Source organism: Franconibacter daqui, from assembly GCF_014644275.1.
GTDB classification, from domain to species: domain Bacteria; phylum Pseudomonadota; class Gammaproteobacteria; order Enterobacterales; family Enterobacteriaceae; genus Franconibacter; species Franconibacter pulveris.
In genome coordinates, this window is the sequence record NZ_BMKJ01000001.1 from 1,628,690 (window position 1) to 1,649,607 (window position 20,918).

Annotated in this window: 19 protein-coding genes; 13 read left to right on the plus strand and 6 right to left on the minus strand. The window is 56.3% G+C overall.

Annotation, left to right across the window (positions count from 1 at the left end):
* Positions 1-186 precede the first annotated feature (186 nt).
* The 4 genes from pspD to pspA are packed head-to-tail and all read right to left on the minus strand — an operon-like array spanning position 187 to position 1,769.
* The gene (gene pspD, locus IEX01_RS07730; protein WP_024556146.1) at positions 187-429 is read right to left on the minus strand and encodes a phage shock protein PspD; all 243 of its coding nucleotides are present in this window, start codon (positions 427-429) and stop codon (positions 187-189) included.
* Positions 430-460: 31 nt separating this feature from the next.
* The gene (gene pspC, locus IEX01_RS07735; protein WP_024556145.1) at positions 461-820 is read right to left on the minus strand and encodes an envelope stress response membrane protein PspC; all 360 of its coding nucleotides are present in this window, start codon (positions 818-820) and stop codon (positions 461-463) included.
* Complete coding sequence (gene pspB, locus IEX01_RS07740) at positions 820-1,041, minus strand: envelope stress response membrane protein PspB (RefSeq protein ID WP_024556144.1); 222 nt, start codon at positions 1,039-1,041, stop codon at positions 820-822. The genes pspC and pspB overlap by 1 nt, the downstream gene beginning before the upstream one ends.
* Positions 1,042-1,100: 59 nt before the next feature.
* Positions 1,101-1,769, minus strand: a complete 669-nt coding sequence (gene pspA, locus IEX01_RS07745) for a phage shock protein PspA (RefSeq protein ID WP_024556143.1) — start codon at positions 1,767-1,769, stop codon at positions 1,101-1,103.
* Between the two features lie 176 nt (positions 1,770-1,945).
* Here pspA and pspF point away from each other — a divergent pair, with 176 nt between their 5' ends.
* From pspF to pdeR, 11 genes are all read left to right on the plus strand, one after another.
* Complete coding sequence (pspF, locus tag IEX01_RS07750; protein ID WP_188723607.1) at positions 1,946-2,923, plus strand: phage shock protein operon transcriptional activator; 978 nt, start codon at positions 1,946-1,948, stop codon at positions 2,921-2,923.
* 87 nt (positions 2,924-3,010) lie between these two features.
* Entirely contained in the window at positions 3,011-4,648 is a 1,638-nt protein-coding gene (sapA, locus tag IEX01_RS07755) for an ABC transporter substrate-binding protein SapA (RefSeq protein ID WP_024560143.1), read from the plus strand.
* A complete protein-coding gene (sapB, locus tag IEX01_RS07760) occupies positions 4,645-5,610 on the plus strand; it encodes a putrescine export ABC transporter permease SapB (RefSeq protein WP_188723608.1) in 966 nt (321 codons plus the stop codon). The genes sapA and sapB overlap by 4 nt, the downstream gene beginning before the upstream one ends.
* Positions 5,597-6,487: a putrescine export ABC transporter permease SapC gene (gene sapC, locus IEX01_RS07765; RefSeq protein WP_024556139.1), complete on the plus strand. Its 891-nt coding sequence runs from the start codon at positions 5,597-5,599 to the stop codon at positions 6,485-6,487. The genes sapB and sapC overlap by 14 nt, the downstream gene beginning before the upstream one ends.
* The gene (sapD, locus tag IEX01_RS07770) at positions 6,487-7,479 is read left to right on the plus strand and encodes a putrescine export ABC transporter ATP-binding protein SapD (RefSeq protein WP_024556138.1); all 993 of its coding nucleotides are present in this window, start codon (positions 6,487-6,489) and stop codon (positions 7,477-7,479) included. The genes sapC and sapD overlap by 1 nt, the downstream gene beginning before the upstream one ends.
* A 1-nt stretch (position 7,480) precedes the next feature.
* Positions 7,481-8,287 (plus strand): putrescine export ABC transporter ATP-binding protein SapF, encoded by an 807-nt coding sequence (gene sapF / locus IEX01_RS07775; protein WP_024556137.1) that lies wholly within the window; start codon positions 7,481-7,483, stop codon positions 8,285-8,287.
* A 259-nt stretch (positions 8,288-8,546) separates the two neighbouring features.
* Positions 8,547-10,982, plus strand: a complete 2,436-nt coding sequence (locus tag IEX01_RS07780; RefSeq protein ID WP_188723609.1) for a glucose/quinate/shikimate family membrane-bound PQQ-dependent dehydrogenase — start codon at positions 8,547-8,549, stop codon at positions 10,980-10,982.
* A 388-nt stretch (positions 10,983-11,370) separates the two neighbouring features.
* A complete protein-coding gene (gene fabI, locus IEX01_RS07785; RefSeq protein ID WP_024556135.1) occupies positions 11,371-12,159 on the plus strand; it encodes an enoyl-ACP reductase FabI in 789 nt (262 codons plus the stop codon).
* Between the two features lie 189 nt (positions 12,160-12,348).
* Positions 12,349-13,503 carry a CMD domain-containing protein gene (locus tag IEX01_RS07790; RefSeq protein WP_024560141.1) on the plus strand — a complete coding sequence of 385 codons (1,155 nt, stop codon included), beginning with the start codon at positions 12,349-12,351 and terminating at the stop codon, positions 13,501-13,503.
* Between the two features lie 99 nt (positions 13,504-13,602).
* A complete protein-coding gene (locus IEX01_RS07795) occupies positions 13,603-15,537 on the plus strand; it encodes an exoribonuclease II (RefSeq protein WP_188723610.1) in 1,935 nt (644 codons plus the stop codon).
* Between the two features lie 317 nt (positions 15,538-15,854).
* Positions 15,855-17,846 carry a cyclic di-GMP phosphodiesterase gene (gene pdeR, locus IEX01_RS07800; protein ID WP_048887456.1) on the plus strand — a complete coding sequence of 664 codons (1,992 nt, stop codon included), beginning with the start codon at positions 15,855-15,857 and terminating at the stop codon, positions 17,844-17,846.
* A gap of 79 nt (positions 17,847-17,925) precedes the next feature.
* Here the strand turns inward: pdeR and IEX01_RS07805 are convergent, their stop codons facing one another.
* Positions 17,926-18,795, minus strand: coding sequence for a crotonase/enoyl-CoA hydratase family protein (locus IEX01_RS07805; RefSeq protein WP_024556131.1), 870 nt, complete (start codon positions 18,793-18,795; stop codon positions 17,926-17,928).
* A gap of 213 nt (positions 18,796-19,008) precedes the next feature.
* Here IEX01_RS07805 and yciZ point away from each other — a divergent pair, with 213 nt between their 5' ends.
* Positions 19,009-19,191 carry a protein YciZ/DeoL gene (yciZ, locus tag IEX01_RS07810; protein WP_024556130.1) on the plus strand — a complete coding sequence of 61 codons (183 nt, stop codon included), beginning with the start codon at positions 19,009-19,011 and terminating at the stop codon, positions 19,189-19,191.
* A gap of 27 nt (positions 19,192-19,218) precedes the next feature.
* Here yciZ and fsa read toward each other — a convergent pair whose 3' ends face one another.
* The gene (gene fsa, locus IEX01_RS07815) at positions 19,219-19,881 is read right to left on the minus strand and encodes a fructose-6-phosphate aldolase (protein ID WP_024560138.1); all 663 of its coding nucleotides are present in this window, start codon (positions 19,879-19,881) and stop codon (positions 19,219-19,221) included.
* Between the two features lie 134 nt (positions 19,882-20,015).
* On the opposite strand from fsa, the gene IEX01_RS07820 reads away from it, so the two are divergent.
* Positions 20,016-20,915, plus strand: a complete 900-nt coding sequence (locus tag IEX01_RS07820) for a glycyl-radical enzyme activating protein (protein WP_024556128.1) — start codon at positions 20,016-20,018, stop codon at positions 20,913-20,915.
* The last annotated feature ends 3 nt before the right edge of the window (positions 20,916-20,918 follow it).

Here is a 20,918-nt window from a genome sequence, read left to right on the forward strand (position 1 = left end):
TTTCTTTTCCATGGTAGCGGTCCCACGGAAAATGAGCCTACTCCCGGCCTTATTAGCTGTCAACACGCCTTCCGCCGCATTTTCGGAATAAGACCTAAATAAAAAAAGAAAAAGGTGATAAATGTGAAATACGCCAAATTACTGGCGTATCGCAGGCAAGAAATAATTGACGCAAAAAAATCGCCGCTATTTGCGGCGGGGTTTATCAACGTAGCGCGAAGAAATTTTATTTGCCGCACGCCGCAGCAGCGGCTCCAGAGCAAATGCAAGCAACATTTTAGCGGGACGGCGGGCAACCGATTTTACCGCCCAGCCTGCAATGCCTGCCGGGCCGTAGCGCAGCGCCGTAAGCGCTACAAGTTTAGTGGCGAGCTTCAGCCCCGGCTTCGCCGAGCGCGAAAGTCTTTGCCAACGGGATGTTTCGTTCATCGGCCCTCCTCGTATAACCCTTGTGTTAATACTATAGCTGACGGAACCTTCCGCGCAGGGTAAAGGCGTCGGAGGTGACGTAACGTTCCATCTCCCGCAGCCGCTTCTCCCCCGCCGCCAATTCGGCGTCCACGGCGTCAAGCAGTTCGCTGCTGGTGGCCTGAGCCTCGTTATCCATCGCGTCGGCTGGCATTGGATCCAGCGCGAAAGTCATGATGATGTAAGCCACTACCGTAAAAAACGCGAGCCCGAAAAAGAGCGACAGCACAACAATCAACCGCACCAGCTTAACCGGCACATTAAGATAGTGGGCAAGCCCGGCGCAGACTCCCTTAAGCATGCCCTGCTGTGGAATGCGCCAGAGCTTGCGGCCGTTAAATGCACTCGTCATTAGCTGTTTCTCCAGTTGGGGTTTTCGGCGTCCAGGATCTGTTCCAGCGCCTGGATACGCTCGCGCATCCGGCGGGACTCTTCCGTTAACTGTACCAGCCGCTGACGTTCGTTAGCGTTCAGATTCCCTGTAGAGCGGTTGCTGTAGTGCAGCCACAGCCAGACAGGGGCCACGAACAAGACGAAAATAGTCAGCGGAATGGCGAGAAAAAGTGCGCTCATGTGTACTCCTTACAGGTGAGTCGCCGCGGCAGCTCACTGCCGCGGCCCTTTTTGTTATTTTACTGCTCGTCGCGCTGAACTCTGGCTTTAAGCGCCGCCAGCTGCGCGCTGATTTCATCGTCCGCTTTCAGATCAGAGAACTGCTGGTCGAGCGATTTCTGTTTACCAAAGCGGTGGCTTTCCGCTTCCGCCTCCATCTGATCGATACGGCGCTCGAAAGATTCAAAACGCGCCATGGCTTCATCAATTTTACCGGTATCCAGCTGACGGCGGACGTCGCGGGAAGATGAGGCTGCCTGATGGCGCAGCGTCAACGCCTGCTGGCGCGCGCGGGTTTCGCTCAGTTTATTCTCAAGCTCGCCTATCTCTTTCTTCATGCGCTCCAGGGTTTCGTCAACCAGAGTGACTTCCTCTTCCAGTACGGCGATAAGGTCAGTCAGCTTCTGTTTTTCGATAAGGGCGGCGCGCGCCAGATCGTCTTTATCCTTACGCAGCGCCAGCTCGGCTTTTTCCTGCCATTCGTTCTGCTGCGCGGTAGCTTGCTCAATGCGACGAGCCAGCTGTTTCTTTTCCGCCAGCGCGCGAGCGGAAGTGGAGCGCACCTCAACCAGCGTATCTTCCATTTCCTGAATCATCAGGCGCACCAGCTTTTGCGGATCTTCCGCTTTCTCCAGCAGCGAGTTGATGTTGGCGTTCACGATGTCGGCAAAACGAGAAAAAATACCCATAACATAATCCTCTTTCATTATTCAGGCATTGAGGCGTCGGTCGCCCTGCTTGCTTGTTTAATTCAATTAGCATGCCAGTTTCGCAACCATTTGATTTTGTTTGTTATGGATAATTTTACCGCTGCGGCAAACCAGGCTACAGTGGTGATATCCACCAACAAATGGTGAAATTCATCATGGCTGAATACAAAGATAATCTGATTGGCGAGGCGAACAGTTTTCTTGAGGTGCTGGAGCAGGTTTCACAGCTGGCGCCGCTTGATAAACCGGTGTTGATCATCGGTGAACGAGGCACGGGCAAGGAACTTATCGCTAACCGTCTGCACTACCTCTCCCGCCGCTGGCAAGGGCCGCTTATTTCGCTTAATTGCGCCGCGCTTAATGAAAATCTGCTTGATTCAGAGCTGTTCGGCCACGAGGCGGGCGCGTTTACGGGCGCGCAGAAACGCCACCCGGGGCGTTTTGAGCGCGCCGATGGCGGCACGCTGTTTCTTGACGAGCTGGCCACCGCGCCGATGCTGGTGCAGGAAAAGCTGTTGCGCGTGATTGAATATGGCGAACTGGAGCGCGTGGGCGGCAGCCAGCCGCTGCAGGTGAATGTGCGCCTGGTTTGCGCCACCAATGCAGACCTGCCAACCCTGGTGGCGCAAGATAAATTCCGCGCCGACCTGCTCGACAGGCTCGCCTTCGACGTCGTTCAACTCCCTCCCCTGCGCGAGCGGCGCAGCGATATCATGCTGCTGGCGGAGCAATTCGCCATTCAGATGTGTCGCGAGCTTGGGTTGCCGCTCTTCCCCGGTTTTAGCCCCGATGCGCAAGATACGCTGCTGGGCTACGCCTGGCCTGGCAATATTCGCGAGCTGAAAAATGTGGTGGAGCGGTCGGTATACCGCCACGGCAGCAGCGAAGAGCCGGTGGATAATATTATTCTTGACCCGTTCAATCGCACCCGGGCGCCGGACCCGGAGCCCACCGCCTCTCCTGGCGCGCCCGCGCTGCCGCTGGATCTGCGCCAGTGGCAGCACGACCAGGAGAAGACGCTGCTGGAAGCGAGCCTTGCTCAGGCGAAATATAACCAGAAACGGGCCGCCGACTTGCTCGGCCTGACCTACCATCAGTTGCGGGCGCTGATGAAAAAACACCAGACGGCCTGAGCGGCGCGCTTACGCAGTCAGACTTTTTTTACGAAGCTATGTCAGGTGCGATACACTTTGGCTAGAGCCTTCATAACCTAAAAATATATGCGTGCAATTTTACCCCCCTTGCTTTTGACGCTTGGCTTGCTGAGCGGCCAGACGCTGGCTGCGTCCGCTGAACAGCCCGCCGATATTCGTCAAAGCGGGTTTGTTTATTGTGTTAACGGCCAGGTCAATACGTTTACTCCCCAGAAAGCGGGCAGCGGACTTATTGTCGATACGCTCGCCGCCCAGCTTTATGACCGTTTACTGGATGTGGATCCTTATACTTATCGTCTGGTGCCTGAACTGGCGGAAAGCTGGGAAGTGCTGGATAACGGCGCGACGTACCGGTTCCGCCTGCGTAACAATGTTCACTTTCAGTCTACGGCCTGGTTTACCCCTACCCGCCCGCTGAATGCGGATGATGTGGTATTCAGCTTCCAGCGCATCTTTAACCGCAATCATCCCTGGCATGCGGTTAACGGCGCGAGTTATCCCTATTTCGATAGCCTGCAGTTTGCCGAAAGCGTGCAAAGCGTGCGTAAACTGGATAACCGCACGGTAGAGTTTCGCCTGGCGAAACCGGATGCCTCTTTCCTGTGGCATCTTGCGACCCATTACGCTTCGGTCATGTCCGCGGAATACGCTGATAAACTCACCGCGAGCGACAAACAAGAGCAGTTTGACCGCGAGCCGGTCGGCACCGGCCCCTTTAAACTGAGCGAATACAGAGCCGGGCAGTATATCCGGCTGGTTCGTCATGATGGCTACTGGCGCGGCCAGCCGCTGATGCCGCAGGTGGTGGTGGATTTAGGCTCCGGCGGCACCGGGCGTCTTTCCAAATTGCTGACTGGCGAATGCGACGTGCTTGCCTGGCCCGCCGCCAGCCAGCTCACCATTCTGCGTGACGACCCGCGCCTGCGCCTGAACCTGCGTCCCGGCATGAATATCGCTTATCTGGCGTTCAACACCAGCAAACCGCCGCTGGACAACCCGGAAGTACGGCATGCGCTGGCGCTCGCCATCAACAACCAACGTTTGATGCAGTCTATTTACTACGGTACCGCGGAAACCGCTTCCTCTATTCTGCCGCGCGCCTCCTGGGCTTATGACAATGAGTCAAAAGTGACCGAGTACAATCCGCGTCGCGCGCGGGAAAAGCTGCGCGAACTGGGCATTCATGACCTGACGCTGCAGCTGTGGGTGCCGACCAGCTCTCAGGCATGGAACCCAAGCCCGCTCAAAACCGCTGAACTGATCCAGGCGGATATGGCGCAGGTTGGCGTCGAAGTGAAAATCGTGCCGGTGGAAGGCCGCTTCCAGGAGGCGCGGCTGATGGATATGACGCATGACTTAACGCTTGCCGGCTGGACCACCGACAGCAACGACCCGGACAGTATTTTCCGCCCGCTGCTTAGCTGTGCGGCGATTCATTCACAGACTAACTATGCCCACTGGTGCAACCGCCCGTTTGACAACTTACTGCAAAAAGCGCTGGCTTCGCAGCAGTTGGCCTCCAGGATAGAGGCCTATACCGCCGCGCAGCATATGCTGGCCGACCAGTTGCCGGTACTGCCGCTGGCCTCGTCTCTTCGTTTGCAGGCTTACCGTTACGATATGAAAGGCCTGGTGCTGAGCCCCTTTGGCAATGCCTCTTTCGCTGGCGTATCCCGCGATAACGCGGAGGTAAAAAAACCATGATTATTTACACCATTCGGCGTCTTGTGCTGCTTCTGGTGACCCTGTTTTTTCTTACCCAGGTGGGATTTTGCCTGAGCTATTTCACGCCGCACGCCCCGTTGCAGGGAGCCTCATTCTGGAATGCCTGGCTTTTCTGGCTGCAAAGCGTCGTGCACTGGGATTTTGGCGTCTCGAGCATTAACGGCCAGCTTATCACTACGCAGCTGCGTGAAGTTTTCCCGGCGACAATGGAGCTTTGCCTGCTGGCGTTCGGCCTGGCGCTGCTGGTGGGGATCCCGGTGGGGATGGCGGCAGGCGTCATGCGCGGCAAATGGCAGGATAAATTTATTAGCGTGCTGGCCTTGCTGGGTTTTTCAATTCCGGTTTTCTGGCTGGCGCTGCTCTTTACGCTCTTTTTCTCGTTGACGCTTGGCTGGCTGCCGGTTTCAGGACGGTTTGATCTCCTTTATGAAGTGAAAAACGTCACTGGCTTTGCGCTTATCGACGCCTGGCTTTCCGACTCGCCGTGGCGGCACGAAATGATGGTCAGCGCGCTGCGCCATATGGTGCTGCCCGTGATTACGCTTGCGGTAGCGCCGACCACCGAGGTGGTGCGCCTGATGCGCATCAGCACCATGGAGGTATTTGAGCAAAACTATATTAAAGCGGCCGCCACGCGCGGGCTTTCTCGTTTCACCATTTTACGCCGCCACGTGCTGCATAACGCGCTGCCGCCGGTGATCCCTCGCCTTGGTCTGCAGTTTTCCACCATGCTGACGCTGGCGATGATTACCGAAATGGTCTTCAGCTGGCCAGGCCTCGGGCGGTGGCTGGTTAACGCCATTCGTCAGCAAGACTATGCCGCTATTTCAGCGGGCGTGATGGTAATAGGCTCACTGGTCATTTTGATTAATATGCTCTCCGATCTTCTCGGCGCGCTCGCTAATCCGCTGAAACATAAGGACTGGTATGCCTTACGATAATGTTTATAGCGAAAAGCGCCCCCCCGGCGCGCTGCGCACCGTGTGGCGCAAGTTTTACGGCGACACGGCGGCGATGGTCGGCCTTTATGGCTGCGCCGGGCTGGTGCTGCTCTGCCTGTTTGGTTCGCTTTTCGCTCCCTATGGGATTGATCAACAATTTTTAGGCTATCAACTGCTGCCGCCGTCGTGGTCGCGCTATGGCGAGGTTTCGTTTTTCCTGGGCACTGACGACCTGGGGCGCGACGTGCTGAGCCGCCTGCTCAGCGGCGCGGCGCCCACGGTAGGCGGCGCGTTTGTCGTGACGCTCGCCGCCACCTTATGCGGACTGGCGCTCGGCGTGCTTGCCGGAGCAACCCACGGCCTGCGCTCGGCGGTCATGAACCATATTCTGGATACGCTGCTTTCCATCCCCTCCCTTTTGCTGGCGATAATCGTGGTCGCTTTCGCCGGGCCGCACCTGACGCACGCAATGTTCGCCGTCTGGCTTGCCCTGCTGCCGCGAATCGTTCGCTCGGTCTACGGCATGGTGCACGACGAACTGGAGAAAGAGTATGTTGTGGCGGCGCGTCTCGATGGCGCCACCACCTTTAATATTCTGTGGTTTGCAGTGCTGCCGAATACCGCCTCGGTGCTGGTTGCCGAAATCACCCGCGCGTTCTCAATGGCCATCCTTGATATCGCCGCGCTCGGCTTCCTCGACCTGGGCGCCCAACTGCCTTCGCCTGAATGGGGCGCGATGCTTGGCGATGCGCTGGAGTTGATTTACGTTGCGCCCTGGACCGTCATGCTGCCAGGGGCGGCGATTATGATAAGCGTCCTGATGATTAACCTGCTGGGCGAAGGCATCCGCCGCGCCATCAATGCGGGGGTGGAATAATGCCGTTACTTGATATCCGTAATCTGACGATTGAACTCAAAACGGCCGAAGGCTGGGTTAAGGCGGTAGATCGCGTCAGCCTGAGCCTTGCCGAAGGCGAAATCCGCGGGCTGGTGGGCGAATCGGGGTCAGGGAAGAGTCTTATCGCTAAAGCCATCTGCGGCGTCACGAAAGACTCCTGGCGCGTGACAGCCGACCGCATGCGTTTTGCCGATATTGACTTGCTGCGCCTGTCGCCGCGCGAGCGCCGCCGCCTGGTGGGCCATAATGTATCAATGATTTTTCAGGAGCCGCAGTCGTGTCTTGATCCCTCAGAACGCGTAGGTCGCCAACTGATGCAAAACATTCCCGCCTGGACTTATAAAGGACGCTGGTGGCAACGTTTCGGCTGGCGCAAGCGTCGCGCCATTGAGCTTTTGCACCGCGTCGGGATAAAAGATCACAAAGACGCTATGCGCAGTTTTCCTTACGAATTGACCGAGGGCGAATGCCAGAAGGTGATGATAGCTATCGCGCTGGCGAACCAGCCGCGTCTGCTGATTGCCGATGAGCCGACCAACGCCATGGAGCCCACGACGCAGGCGCAAATTTTCCGTTTGCTCACCCGGCTTAATCAGAACAACAACACCACGATTTTGCTTATCAGCCATGACCTGCAGATGCTGAGCCAGTGGGCGGACCGCATCAATGTGCTTTACTGCGGGCAGACGGTGGAAACCGCGCCGAGCGAAGACTTAATTTCCATGCCGCATCACCCTTATACGCAGGCGCTTATCCGGGCTATCCCCGACTTCGGCAGCCCGATGCCGCATAAAAGCCGCCTCAATACGCTGCCTGGCGCGATTCCCTTGCTTGAGCATTTACCGATTGGCTGCCGTCTGGGTCCTCGCTGCCCGTACGCTCAGCGCAAATGCATCGAAACGCCGCGGCTCGATGGCCCGCGCGGCCACTATTTCGCCTGCCATTTCCCCCTGAACATGGAGAAAGAGTGAAATGGTCGAGACCCTCTTACAGATCCGTAATCTCAGTAAAACCTTCCGCTACCGTACCGGCTGGTTCCATCGTCAGACCATAGAGGCGGTAAAGCCGCTCAGTTTTACCCTGCGCGAAAGGCAGACGCTGGCGATTATCGGCGAAAACGGCTCGGGCAAATCGACGCTTGCGAAAATGCTCGCCGGAATGATAGCGCCCACCACGGGCGATATGATGATTGACGATCATCCGCTGCATTTTGGCGATTACGCCTTTCGCAGCCAGCGCATCAGGATGATTTTCCAGGATCCCTCCACCTCGCTTAACCCGCGCCAGCGAATTTCGCAGATCCTTGATTTCCCGCTGCGCCTGAACACCGACCTGGAGCCGCAGGCGCGAAAAAAACGCATCATTGAAACCCTGCGCATGGTTGGGCTGCTGGAAGATCACGCAAGCTACTATCCGCACATGCTTGCGCCCGGCCAGAAACAGCGCCTGGGGCTGGCGCGCGCGCTGATCCTGCGCCCGAAAGTGATTGTGGCGGACGAGGCGCTCGCTTCGCTCGATATGTCGATGCGCTCGCAATTGATAAACCTGATGCTCGAGCTGCAGGAAAAGCAGGGCATCGCCTATATTTACGTCACGCAGCATATCGGCATGATGAAGCATATCAGCGACCAGGTGATGGTGATGCATCAGGGCGAAGTCGTGGAGCGCGGCGCGACGGCGGATGTGCTGGCGTCGCCGCTGCATGAACTGACAAAACGGCTTATCGCCAGCCATTTCGGCGAGGCGCTGACCGCCGACGCCTGGCGTAAAGACCGTTAATTCCTCTCTCCGCCCGGCACCGCGCCGGGCTTTTTTAATCTTTTTTTAACGCCCTCGCTTTACCCAATCGGTTCATGTCACCCTTCACATTTAACAATTTAACTTTCATTCGTAACAAATTTTGCCGACACCATTCACATCAATGAACCAGGTGGTATAATTATTTTATCTGGTCAGAAGACGCCCGTCTGCTCGCCATCACATCCCAACGCTGTACTTCGCCCCGGCTAACCGCTGGCGCGTTATCTGGAGAATTGTTATGTCTGAAAATTACACCCGGCCGTCGCGCGCGCTGGGTATCTGGTCTGCTTTGCTGGGGCTGGTGTTGCTTGCCATCGGCCTTTTCTTTGTCATTGGCGGTGGCAAATTGCTGTCGCTTGGCGGCAGCGCCTACTTCCTGGTAGCAGGCGTAATCACCCTGCTCGCGGCTATTCAGCTTTTTCGCCGTAAGTCTTCCGCCGGTCCGCTGTTCGCGCTGGTCTTTTTTGGCACGCTGATCTGGGCGCTGTTCGATGCAGGCTGGGATTTCTGGCCGCTGGTGTCGCGCCTGATGGTGCCGGCAGGCCTGATGCTGCTTATCGCCGCCACCTGGCCCGCGCTTCGCAAACGTGAAGGCAAACCGACCCATCGCGGCGCGGCGTGGTCCTTCAGCGGGCTGATTCTGCTCGGCATGTTGGTGGCTTTCTGGCAGATGTTCCTGCCGCATCCCCCCGTCGCTTTTAAAGGCGAACCGCTGCCGCTGGTGCCGGTTGCGAAAGACAACGCGCAGACTGACTGGGCCAATTATGGCAACACGCCCGGCGGCAGCCGTTTTGTCGCGCTCGATCAAATCACGCGTGATAACGTTAAAGATCTTAAAGTCGCCTGGACTATGCATACCGGCGACATTCCGGATAGCCCGACCGGCAACGGCGCGGAAGATCAGCAAACGCCGCTGCAAATCGGCAACACGCTTTACCTTTGCACGCCGCACAATAACGTTATCGCCGTTGAAGCAAACAGCGGCAAGCAACTCTGGAAGCGCGAAATTAATGCGCAAGCGGAAGTGTGGAACCGCTGCCGCGGACTGGCTTACTTCGACGCGACCAAACCGCTGAGCCAGCCGACCGTGCCGGGCTCGACACCGGTTAAAACCGTGAGCATGGCCGCTGACGCCAGCTGCCAGCGCCGCATTCTGATGAACACCATTGATGCGCGTCTGATTGCGATTAACGCAGATAACGGCGAGTTCTGTGAAGGCTTTGGCAACCACGGCGTAGTGGATTTGAAAGCGGGCCTTGGCGACGCGCAGGATCCTAAATACCAGCTTACTTCAGCCCCTACGCTTGCCGGCACGACGGTGGTTGTCGGCGGCCGCGTGGCGGATAACGTCCAGACTGACATGCCAGGCGGCGTGTTGCGCGGTTTCGACGTCATCACCGGTGAAATGCGCTGGGCGTTCGACCCGGGCAACGATAACCCCAACGCGGTGCTGATGCCGGGCCAGAATTACGCTCGCAGTACGCCGAACTCCTGGGCGCCGATGTCTTACGACCCGGCTATGAATACCGTCTTTATCCCGATGGGCAGTTCGTCTGTTGACCTGTGGGGCGGCAACCGCACACCGCTTGATCATAAATATGGCGCATCTATCCTCGCGCTTGACGCCACCACCGGCAAAGAGAAGTGGGTATACCAGACCGTTCATAACGACCTGTGGGACTTCGACATTCCCATGCAGCCTACCCTGCTGGATTTCCCGCAAAAAGAGGGCGGCAGCAAACCTGCGGTGGTGTTTGGCACTAAAGCGGGCCAGATTTTCGTGCTGGATCGCCTGACAGGCAAGCCGCTGACGGAAGTCAAAGAGCTGCCGATGAAGCAAGGCAACATTCCAAACGAGCAGTACACCAAAACGCAGCCTCACTCGGTCGGCATGCCGCAGATCGGCGCGCAAACGCTGAAAGAATCCGATATGTGGGGCGCCACGCCGTTTGACCAGCTCGCCTGCCGCATCGCATTTAAAGAGATGCGTTATGACGGCCTCTTCACCGTTCCGGGTACCGATAAGTCCCTGAGCTTCCCGGGATCGCTCGGCGGCATGAACTGGGGCAGCCTCTCGACTGACCCGAATAATCACTACATTTTCGTTAACGATATGCGTCTGGGTCTGTGGGTGCAGATGATCCCGGCTGACACCAGCGCTATCTCGCGCGGCAGCAACGGCGGCGAAGCTATCAATACCGGTATGGGCGCGGTGCCGCTCAAAGGCACGCCGTATGCCGTAAACAAGAACCGCTTTATGTCGCCGCTTGGCATTCCTTGCCAGAAGCCGCCGTTTGGCACCCTCTCCGCCATTGATCTGAAAACCCAAAAAGTGGTGTGGCAGGTTCCGGTCGGCACCGTGCAGGATACCGGCCCGTTCGGCATCAAAATGCGCGCGCAGATGCCGGTAGGCATGCCGACGCTTGGCGGCACGCTCGCCACGCAGGGCGGCCTGGTGTTTATCGCCGGTACGCAGGATTACTACCTGCGCGCATTCGACAGCGCTACGGGCAAAGAACTGTGGAAAGCGCGTCTGCCGGTCGGCAGCCAGGGCGGCCCGATGAGCTATGTTTCACCGAAAGACGGTAAGCAGTACATCCTGATTTCAGCAGGCGGCGCGCGCCAGTCGCCGGACCGTGGCGATTACGTTATCGCGTACGCCCTGGATAAATAAGGCATTATCCGCCAGCCCTGAAAGCCCTTCGCCTCGCAGCGAGGGGCTTTTTTTATCACCCTGAGGTTGGATCAGTCTGCGGTCGCGGCTGAGGTATACTTATCCGGTGCAGAGTGCTTTCAAGGGGCCCCTTCTTTGCCCCCGCTGTACAGAACGTCCTGCCGCTCTCTGGATGTCCGCTCCGCTCTGGCTTAGCGCGAACAGGTTACAAAATGCGCTAAAGATGACGCGTTTTCAGCCTAAGTCACGAAAATCGCCGGAAAAAGAGCGTGACACAGGAGGGCTTCAGTGGGATATAATTTTGCCTTCATTTCGAATACTTTTGGCTTAACTGAGTTAACCTGCTGATTGTTAAGCCAAAAAAGCAATGACTATAAGGATTAAAGCTATGGGTTTTCTTACCGGTAAGCGCATTCTGGTGACTGGCGTTGCCAGCAAACTGTCCATCGCGTACGGTATCGCACAGGCTATGCGTCGCGAAGGGGCTGAACTGGCGTTCACCTACCAGAACGATAAGCTGAAAGGCCGCGTGGAAGAGTTTGCCGCTCAACTGGACTCCAGCATTGTGCTGCCGTGTGACGTTGCGGAAGATGAGAGCATTACCGCGCTGTTCACCGAGCTTGCCAAAGTCTGGCCGAAATTTGACGGTTTCGTACACTCCATCGGCTTCGCTCCGGCGGATCAGCTGGATGGCGACTACGTTAACGCCGTAACCCGTGAAGGCTTCAAAATTGCCCACGACATCAGCGCCTACAGCTTTGTTGCGATGGCGAAAGCCTGCCGCGAGATGCTGAACCCGGGCTCTGCCCTGCTGACCCTCTCCTACCTGGGCGCAGAGCGCGCTATCCCGAACTATAACGTGATGGGGCTTGCGAAAGCGTCTCTGGAAGCGAACGTTCGCTACATGGCGAATGCAATGGGTCCGGAAGGCGTGCGCGTTAACGCCATCTCCGCGGGCCCGATCCGCACCCTGGCGGCTTCCGGTATTAAAGACTTCCGTAAAATGCTGGCGCATTGCGAAGCGGTTACGCCGATTCGTCGTACCGTCACCATTGAAGACGTGGGCAACAGCGCGGCGTTCCTCTGCTCCGATCTTTCCGGCGGCATCACCGGTGAAGTGGTTCACGTTGACGGCGGCTTTAGCATCGCCGCGATGAATGAGCTGGAACTGAAATAATCCGCTGCTGATTCGCGCAAAGGGCAGGTTTTTAACCTGCCCTTTTCATTTATGCCTTTCTGATATTTATTATCACCGAACATTCTTTTATCGCCGCCAGCGGTTACGCCAGGATAAGTCAGCGTGATCTGTCCCGGCGTGCTGCATTTCAGGGTGCTCCGGGTCGCCAATTTTGACCAAGGAACGACCATGGAACCACGCCGTTTTTCCGGCAAAAGCCACTGGTATCATGAAACCCAGTCCAGCCGCTGTCCGGCTGACGTGCTCCCGCTGGTGCCCGAAGCCGCCTGGGTGGATGACCGTCTGCTGCTTGATTTATCGCTTGCCCACTCCCCTGCGCTTGCGCAGCTGGAATGGATTAACGAAGCGAGAAAACTGATTCCGCTGCTCTTCCCTGAAAGCGTGGCGGTGACAAGGCTGCATACCCTGAGCAGTTACGACCGTCTGAGCACCGCGCTGACCGTCGCGCAGGTATGGGGCGTACAGCGGCTCTGTAACCATTACGCCGCCCTGCTTGCTCCGCAGCCGGGCCCCGACTCCTCGCGTGAAAGCAACCGCCGCCTGACCCAAATCACCCAGTTCGCCCGCCAGCTCGCCATTTCGCCTACGGTGATTGATGACGCGGCGCGCGCGCAGCTTGATGAGGTGGGTCTTTCGTGGTTTGACCGGGTGACGTTTACCCAGATAATCGGCTTTATCGGTTTTCAGGCGCGAGTGGTCGCTATCTTCCAGGCCTTGCAGGGACAACCGGTGCGCTGGGTGCCGGGGCTGGATATGCTGCAGGATGCGGCGCCTGAGCATTTCGGTCTGTCAGATTCTCACTGGCGCGCCGATTTACCGCCTGTCGCTATCAGCCATGCCAGCGAAAGCCAGCTTAAAGCGCTGGCCGCCTGTCAGCCGCATCTGGCCTTGCGGGAGCTTTCGCACACGCTGGTTTATGATGCGGAAGTTCTGAATTTATTGCGCCAGCTTTGCGAACGCCTGAGCGACGGTCTTGATGATGAGGATCGCTCGCTGGTAACGTTGTTGACCGCGCGCATCAACGGCAGCGCCGCTTGTTTTAACGACACGCTTCAACGCTGGCGCGGCGAGCCCAATCTGCCGGAAGCGATACGCAACGGCGAGCGCGCGTTGCTGGCATGGAGCCACAATCATCCGCGCGAGCGCGCCATTATCCAGGCGGTGCAGCAGCTCACCCGAGCGCCCGATCGCTTTAGCGCCGCGCAGTTAACCCCCCTGCTCGATCAAGGTTACAGCGCCGACGCCGCGCTGCGCCTGCTTGCCTGGGGCGGACTGTGCGGCTGGATCAACCGCCTCAGGATGGGGCTTGGCAGCGACCGCTGAGGGCTGAGACATTCATCGTTCAGGCCAAAGAGCGCTTGCCGCGAAGGGCGCAATCGCGTAAAACTGTCAGCCGCTCTTTTGGCCACGAAAATTCATACTATGTTTCAGGATAACCCGCTGCTTGCGCAGCTTAAACAGCAACTTCACTCCCAGACGCCTCGCGCCGAAGGGGTGGTAAAAGCCACGGATAAAGGCTTCGGCTTCCTTGAAGTCGACGCGCAGAAAAGCTACTTCATTCCGCCGCCGCAGATGAAGAAAGTGATGCATGGCGACCGTATCATCGCCGTGATTCACACGGAAAAAGAAAAGGAATCCGCTGAGCCGGAAGAGCTTGTCGAACCCTTTCTCACTCGTTTTGTTGGCCGGGTGCAGAAAAAAGACGACCGTCTTTCTATCATTCCGGATCATCCGCTACTGAAAGACGCTATCCCCTGTCGCGCCGCCCGCGGCGTGGAGCACGACTTCCAGCAGGGCGACTGGGCTGTCGCCCAGATGCGCCGTCATCCCCTGAAAGGGGACCGCAGCTTCTACGCTGAGCTGACGCATTTCATCACCTTCAGCGACGATCATTTCGCTCCATGGTGGGTGACGCTCGCTCGTCATAACCTTGAGCGCGAAGCGCCGGATGGCGTGGCGACAGAAATGCTCGACGAAGGCCTGGTGCGTGAAGACCTGACGGCGCTCGACTTTGTCACAATCGACAGCGCCAGCACCGAAGATATGGATGATGCCTTGTTTGCAGAAGAAGCGGCGGACGGCAGCATCCAGTTAACCGTGGCTATCGCCGATCCGACCGCCTGGATTGCCGAAGGCAGCAAGCTTGATAATGCCGCGCGCATTCGCGCTTTTACCAACTATCTGCCGGGCTTTAATATCCCAATGCTGCCGCGTGAGCTTTCTGACGACCTCTGTTCGCTGCGCGCGAATGAACGTCGCCCGGTGCTCGCCTGCCGCATGACCATCGATGCGAATGGCGCTATTGGCGACGAGATTCGCTTTTTCGCCGCGACTATCGAATCGAAAGCCAAGCTGGTGTATGACAATGTCTCCAACTGGCTGGAAAACAGCGGCGACTGGCAGCCGGAAAGCGATGCCATCGCTCAGCAGATCCGCCTGTTGCAGACTGTTTGCGCGCGCCGCGGCGAATGGCGTCATAACCATGCGCTGGTCTTTAAAGATCGTCCCGACTACCGCTTTATTCTCGGTGAGAAAGGCGAAGTGCTGGATATCGTGGCCGAACCTCGCCGTATCGCCAACCGCATGGTAGAAGAGGCGATGATCGCCGCTAACGTCTGCGCCGCTCGCGTACTGCGCGACTCGCTGGGCTTTGGCGTTTACAACGTGCACTCAGGCTTTGATCCCGCGAATACTGAACAGCTTGCGGCGCTGCTGAAGAGCCACGGCATGCATGTGGATGCGCAGGAAGTGCTGACGCTGGACGGCTTCTGCAAACTGCGTCGCGAACTGGACGCGCAACCGTCAGGTTTTCTCGACAGCCGTATTCGCCGCTTCCAGTCGTTCGCTGAAATCAGCACCGAACCGGGACCGCACTTTGGGCTGGGGCTGGAAGCTTACGCCACCTGGACTTCGCCTATCCGCAAATATGGTGACATGCTGAACCATCGCCTGCTGAAAGCCATCATTAAAAATGAAACGGCGCAGCGTCCGCAGGATGAAGTGACCGTACAGATGGCTGAACGTCGCCGCCTGAACCGCATGGCGGAGCGCGATGTCGGCGACTGGCTCTATGCTCGCTTCCTTAATGATAAAGCGGGTACAGATACCCGTTACGCAGCTGAGATTATCGATGTCAGCCGCGGCGGCATGCGCGTGCGTCTTGTTGATAATGGCGCCGTAGCGTTTATTCCGGCGCCGTTCCTCCATGCCGTGCGTGACGAGCTGGTTTGCAGCCAGGAAAACGGCACCGTGCAAATCAAAGGCGAAACCGTTTATAAAGTGACGGATGTTATCGACGTAACGATCGCCGAAGTGCGTATGGAAACCCGCAGCGTTATCGCTCGTCCTGCCGTATAATTCCCTCCCTTTTTCCCCGGCTGCGCCGGGGAAACTTTCTTCAGCCCTTCTTCTTAGTTCCGCTTCGTGAGCATTAACACTTTTTCTCTTTCTGACCACGCAAAAAAAGCAAAAAACGCCCACAATAAGAGGTATTCTTCACGTCAGGTTAAGGCATGTTGATTGTGAGTGGTAAAATAAGCTGCTGCGAATATTACGTTTTTTTGACTATCTTTTTATGAAAACAAGGTTGTTTTGCGTCTCCTGAAGGCGCTCGCTGTCCAGAGCCTGCCTGTGGGAAATAACATGTGCGCTTATTGGTTGGGTCGGGAGAAAGAATGAAAGACGAACAGGAGCAAAACCTGCTTTATCGTTATTTAGGGACAACCAGCCCGTACTGGCGTTTACCCGCCGACAGCAACGCTTTGCAATTGGCCGCAAGCGAAAACTCCGATATTAGTCAGGTGGTAACCCTCACGCCAGAACAGGCGGAACACATCCGGTCGATGACAGTTATTACCTCCAGCGTCACGATGTCAGTTTCAATTTTCGGCTGCGAAGTGCCGCTGCATCTGGTGGGACGCAAAGTGTCGAAACGCGAATGGGCGGGTACCGCGTCGAGCTGGCATGACACCTCCTCCGTCGCCCGCGATCTGGTGCAGGGCCTCTCATTTGCTGAGCAGGTCGTTTCTGAGGCCAATTCCGTCATTGTTATTCTCGACCGTCTTGGCAATATTCAGCGCTTCAACCGGCTTTCGGAAGAATATACCGGGATGAAAGAGCAGGAAGTTATTGGCCAGAATGTATTTAAACTCTTTATGAGCCCGACGGAAGCTGCAGCGTCCAGGCGTAATATTTCCGGCTTTTTCCGTAATGGTAACTCTTATGAGGTAGAGCGCTGGATTAAAACGCGCAAAGGCCAGCGGCTTTTTTTATTCCGAAATAAATTTGTGCACAGCGGCAGCGGTAAAAATGAAATATTCCTGATTTGCTCCGGCACAGATATTACCGAAGAGCGTCGCGCACAAGAACGCTTACGGGTATTGGCTAACACCGACACTATCACCGGGCTGCCAAATCGTAACGCCATTCATGACATGATAACCGAAGCCATCGCCCAGCGGGGCGAAACGCAGGTGGGTGTAGTGTATCTCGACCTGGATAACTTCAAGAAAGTGAACGACGCCTATGGCCATATGTTTGGCGACCAGCTGTTGCAGGCGGTGTCGTTGGCCATTCTGAGCTGTCTTGAAGATGGGCAACTGCTGGCGCGCCTTGGCGGCGACGAATTTATCGTGCTTGCGACCAATACGTCGCAAGGCGCGCTGGAAGCCATGGCGTCACGTATTCTTACCCGCCTGAAAAAACCGTTCCGCATCGGTCTGATTGAGATTTATTCTGGCTGCTCCCTCGGGATTTCGCTGGCGCCGCAACACGGCACTGACCGGGAAAGCGTTATTCGTAACGCCGACACCGCGATGTATACCGCAAAAGAAGGCGGGCGCGGCAAATTCTGCGTCTTCTCTCCGGAGATGAACCAGCGTGTGTTTGAATATTTATGGCTTGATACCAACCTGCGTAAAGCGCTGGATAACGATCAACTGGTGATTCACTACCAGCCCAAAGTGACCTGGCGCGGCGAAATACGCAGTCTTGAAGCGCTGGTGCGCTGGCAGTCACCAGAGCGCGGACTTATCCCGCCGCTCGATTTTATCTCTTATGCCGAAGAGTCCGGGCTGATTGTGCCGCTCGGACGCTGGGTAATGCTGGACGTGGTGCGCCAGGTGGCGAAATGGCGCGATAAAGGAATTAATTTACGGGTAGCCGTGAACGTATCTGCTCGCCAGCTGGCGGATCAAACCATATTCAGCGACCTGAAACAGGCCCTGCACGATCTTGGCTTTGAATACTGCCCGATAGACGTGGAGTTAACTGAGAGCTGTTTAATTGAGAATGAAGAACTGGCGCTGTCGGTGATTGAACAGTTCAGCCAGTTAGGTGCGCAGATCCACCTTGATGATTTCGGCACTGGTTACTCTTCTCTTTCTCAGTTAGCGCGCTTTCCGATAGACGCCATCAAGCTTGACCAGAGCTTTGTGCGCGATATTCATAAGCAATCCATTTCACAATCGCTGGTGCGAGCCATCGTGGCGGTAGCACAGGCGCTGAATTTGCAAGTTATTGCCGAAGGGGTGGAAAGCATTAAAGAGGATGCCTTTCTTACCAAAAACGGCGTTACAGAACGTCAGGGTTTTTACTTTGCGAAGCCCATGCCTGCGAGCGCTTTTGAACGATGGTATAAGCGCTATCAGACGCGAAAAATGGGGTAATGGCGGCCATAAAAGACGTCGCAAACAACGACGTCTTTGCCAGTTAACACTCTACAGCAACCCGGGACGGGTTATGAGGTTAGCCAACTTTACGCAACACCGACGCGGTGTGGCGGTTTTGCAGTTGCACCAGACGCTCCATATAAGCGATATCTTTAGGCTCCAGGCAAAATGCCGCGTCTACCCAATCCTCAGTAATATCCATCAACTCGGAACGCGGCAGTTGCAGCACCCGCTGACGCGCGCGCAGCATGGCTCTGACACCGTTTAAGCGAGGCTGTAGCGTATCGATGAAGGTACGCGTGGCGACATAACCCTGGCCTGGTTCAAATAATTCATCGACCAGCCCATGCTGTTCATACCACTCCGCCGTATGGGATTCACCTTTATAGATCAGCGCTTCGGCAAGCTTCATCCCTGCGCGACGCGCCACCAGCGAATATCCCCCCATACCGGGAAACAGGTTAAAAGCAATTTCCGGAAATCCAAGCCGCGCATCCCGCTGAGCCAGAACGAAATGGTGCGCCAGCGCGGCTTCAAATCCGCCGCCCAGGGCGCTGCCCTCCACCATCGCCAGCGAAATGGCCCCTGTATCGAAACCGCGCGATGCAGCATGCACGCAGTCCACACAGGCGCGGGCATAAGCCCGCAGCGCCTCGCGGCGACCGTTCTGGATGCAATCGACGAAGAAACCTAAATCGCCGCCCGTGTTGTACATGCCGGGGACCAGTGAGCCGGTCACCCAGAAGTCCACCCGGAATCCGGCTTGTTGCACCAGATAAGCAAGATTCATGATCTCTTCTATCAGCGCATGATTAAAGCAGGGGCGCGGTTGCGAGCGCAGCATCATCCAGACGGTGCGGCGCTCTTCTTCATAATAACCAGACAACTGGGTGAAACGAGCAGTATCGGTAAAGAGTTTGCAAGTTGGTTGGTTTAATACTGTCATAGTCTTTCCTCATGTGAGTGAATGCGTTAGACGCATAATCAGACTACTGCACAGCCTCTATTCTCTGTATTCAGCGAAGCGGTTTTATAAGGCTCCTTTATGATTTAATAAAAAGGAATTAGTACTATCTCACCAGAAACCCAGATGAAATCTTCTCTTTTCCGATGCTTTTTAGCATCATACGACTACAGCAAAATTGAAAAGGAAAGTGCTATGAATTCCCTTGATCCCCGCCTTCTGGCGCAGCGTATCGATACCGTTCTGGATATTCTGGTCGCGGGCGATTACAGCTCGGCAATAAATAATCTGGAAATTTTAAAAGCGGAATTGCTGGCGCAGAGTGAAAACGCTGATAGCAATGACGAGGGACGGGAAAAATCACCCTGGGAAATTTAACTGCTCCTCCCGAGAGGAGCAGTTCGATTACAGCGTAAGAGAGCCGAAAGCGCCCTGCCAGTCTTTATCAAACGTGGCGATGGCGGCGTTGACGGCTGGCGTGCCGAGCAATTGTTCAGCGACATCCAGCGGCAGCGTAATGGCTTCGCAGCCAGCGAGCAGGCAAGAGAGCGCCTGGTGCGGCGTGCGAAAGCTTGCCGCCAGCACTTTTGAGTGCGGCGCGTGCAAAGTCAGCAACTGCTGGAGATCCTGCACCATCGCGATGCCGTCTCCTCCCTGAGCATCTAAACGATTAACGTAAGGTGCGACATATTCCGCCCCTGCCAGCGCCGCCAGCAGCCCCTGCGCCGCGCCATAGACTGCGGTGCCGAGCGTTGGAATGCCCAGTATTTTTAGTTGCTTCATCGCCGCCAGCCCTTCAGCTGTGGTAGGCACTTTGACCACCAGACCAGGCACCCTTGCAAACAACTGTTGCGCTTCTTTCACCATCTCTTCAGCCTGGGGTGCAATCACCTGAGCGAAAAGTTTGCCTTCTCCCCCCAGCGCTTCCTGCAACGCGGGCAGCACATCCCACAGCGGTACGCCGCCTTTAGCCACGATAGAAGGGTTGGTGGTTACGCCCTGAAGCGGCAGTATGCGCGCCAGGCGTTTAACGGCGGCAACATCAGCCGTATCCAGATAAAGCTCCATGATTTCTCCTGAAACATAGTCGATCACATAGCCGTCATCATAATTCCGCCACCGTATGTTTACCTGATCTGCGTCAATTAAACTTTCATTCGAAAGTAATTTAATTTACGAAAGAAACCTATGGCGAGGCATTTATGCTTTTCAATCTGCAACGATATTCCACTCACGACGGTCCAGGCATTCGTACCGTGGTCTTCCTTAAAGGCTGCTCGCTGGGCTGCCGCTGGTGTCAGAATCCGGAAAGCCGCAGCCGTGAAAGTGATCTGCTTTTTGATGAACGGCTTTGCCTTGCTGGCTGTGAACTTTGCCAGTCAACCTGTCCGCATGCCATTAGCCGGGAGAATGATAGCCTGGTTATCGCGCGCGGTAAGCTGCGTAACGAAGACATGCAGCGGCTGGTTGATTGCTGTCCTACACAAGCATTAACGGTTTGCGGTGAAGAACAAACTGTAGAAGCCATTATGGAAAGGGTGCTGCGCGACAAACCGTTCTATGAACGCAGCGGTGGCGGCATCACGCTTTCTGGCGGTGAGCCATTTATGCAACCGGCGCTGGCGCGCGACTTACTCAAGCGCAGCCGTGAAGCGGGCATTCATACGGCAGTCGAGTCGTGCCTGCATGTGCCATGGAAATACATCGAGCCCTGCCTGCCCTCGCTCGACCTTCTGCTGGCTGACCTGAAACATGTCGACGGCGAGCGTTTCCACGCCTGGACCGACGGTAACGCGCAGCGAGTGATGGATAATTTTCGTCGCTTAGCGGCAGCAAATGTAAAGATGACGGTCCGAGTACCGCTCATTCCCGGTTTTAATGCTGATGAAGCTTCCATCCGGGCAATCACCAACTTCGCCGCCGATGAAATCGGCGTGCGTGAGATTCATTTTCTTCCCTACCACACCCTGGGCATCAACAAATACAGACTGCTCAATCAACCTTATCTGGCCGCGCAAACCCCGCTTGACGCACCGGACCTGCTGGCTTTTGCCGAGCAGTACGCCCGACAAAAAGGGATGACGGCCTGGCTTCGAGGATAACTA

Bases quoted from the DNA above. Each gene is read 5' to 3' on its own strand.
- pspB (WP_024556144.1), bottom strand. From the start codon at position 1,041: ATGAGCGCACTTTTTCTCGCCATTCCGCTGACTATTTTCGTCTTGTTC.
- sapF (WP_024556137.1), top strand. From the start codon at position 7,481: ATGGTCGAGACCCTCTTACAGATCCGTAATCTCAGTAAAACCTTCCGC.
- sapA (WP_024560143.1), top strand. From the start codon at position 3,011: ATGCGTGCAATTTTACCCCCCTTGCTTTTGACGCTTGGCTTGCTGAGC.
- fsa (WP_024560138.1), bottom strand. From the start codon at position 19,881: ATGGAGCTTTATCTGGATACGGCTGATGTTGCCGCCGTTAAACGCCTG.
- IEX01_RS07820 (WP_024556128.1), top strand. From the start codon at position 20,016: ATGCTTTTCAATCTGCAACGATATTCCACTCACGACGGTCCAGGCATT.
- pspA (WP_024556143.1), bottom strand. From the start codon at position 1,769: ATGGGTATTTTTTCTCGTTTTGCCGACATCGTGAACGCCAACATCAAC.
- IEX01_RS07805 (WP_024556131.1), bottom strand. From the start codon at position 18,795: ATGACAGTATTAAACCAACCAACTTGCAAACTCTTTACCGATACTGCT.
- yciZ (WP_024556130.1), top strand. From the start codon at position 19,009: ATGAATTCCCTTGATCCCCGCCTTCTGGCGCAGCGTATCGATACCGTT.
- fabI (WP_024556135.1), top strand. From the start codon at position 11,371: ATGGGTTTTCTTACCGGTAAGCGCATTCTGGTGACTGGCGTTGCCAGC.
- pspC (WP_024556145.1), bottom strand. From the start codon at position 820: ATGACGAGTGCATTTAACGGCCGCAAGCTCTGGCGCATTCCACAGCAG.
- pspD (WP_024556146.1), bottom strand. From the start codon at position 429: ATGAACGAAACATCCCGTTGGCAAAGACTTTCGCGCTCGGCGAAGCCG.
- sapB (WP_188723608.1), top strand. From the start codon at position 4,645: ATGATTATTTACACCATTCGGCGTCTTGTGCTGCTTCTGGTGACCCTG.
- sapC (WP_024556139.1), top strand. From the start codon at position 5,597: ATGCCTTACGATAATGTTTATAGCGAAAAGCGCCCCCCCGGCGCGCTG.
- pdeR (WP_048887456.1), top strand. From the start codon at position 15,855: ATGAAAGACGAACAGGAGCAAAACCTGCTTTATCGTTATTTAGGGACA.
- IEX01_RS07790 (WP_024560141.1), top strand. From the start codon at position 12,349: ATGGAACCACGCCGTTTTTCCGGCAAAAGCCACTGGTATCATGAAACC.
- IEX01_RS07795 (WP_188723610.1), top strand. From the start codon at position 13,603: ATGTTTCAGGATAACCCGCTGCTTGCGCAGCTTAAACAGCAACTTCAC.
- sapD (WP_024556138.1), top strand. From the start codon at position 6,487: ATGCCGTTACTTGATATCCGTAATCTGACGATTGAACTCAAAACGGCC.
- pspF (WP_188723607.1), top strand. From the start codon at position 1,946: ATGGCTGAATACAAAGATAATCTGATTGGCGAGGCGAACAGTTTTCTT.
- IEX01_RS07780 (WP_188723609.1), top strand. From the start codon at position 8,547: ATGTCTGAAAATTACACCCGGCCGTCGCGCGCGCTGGGTATCTGGTCT.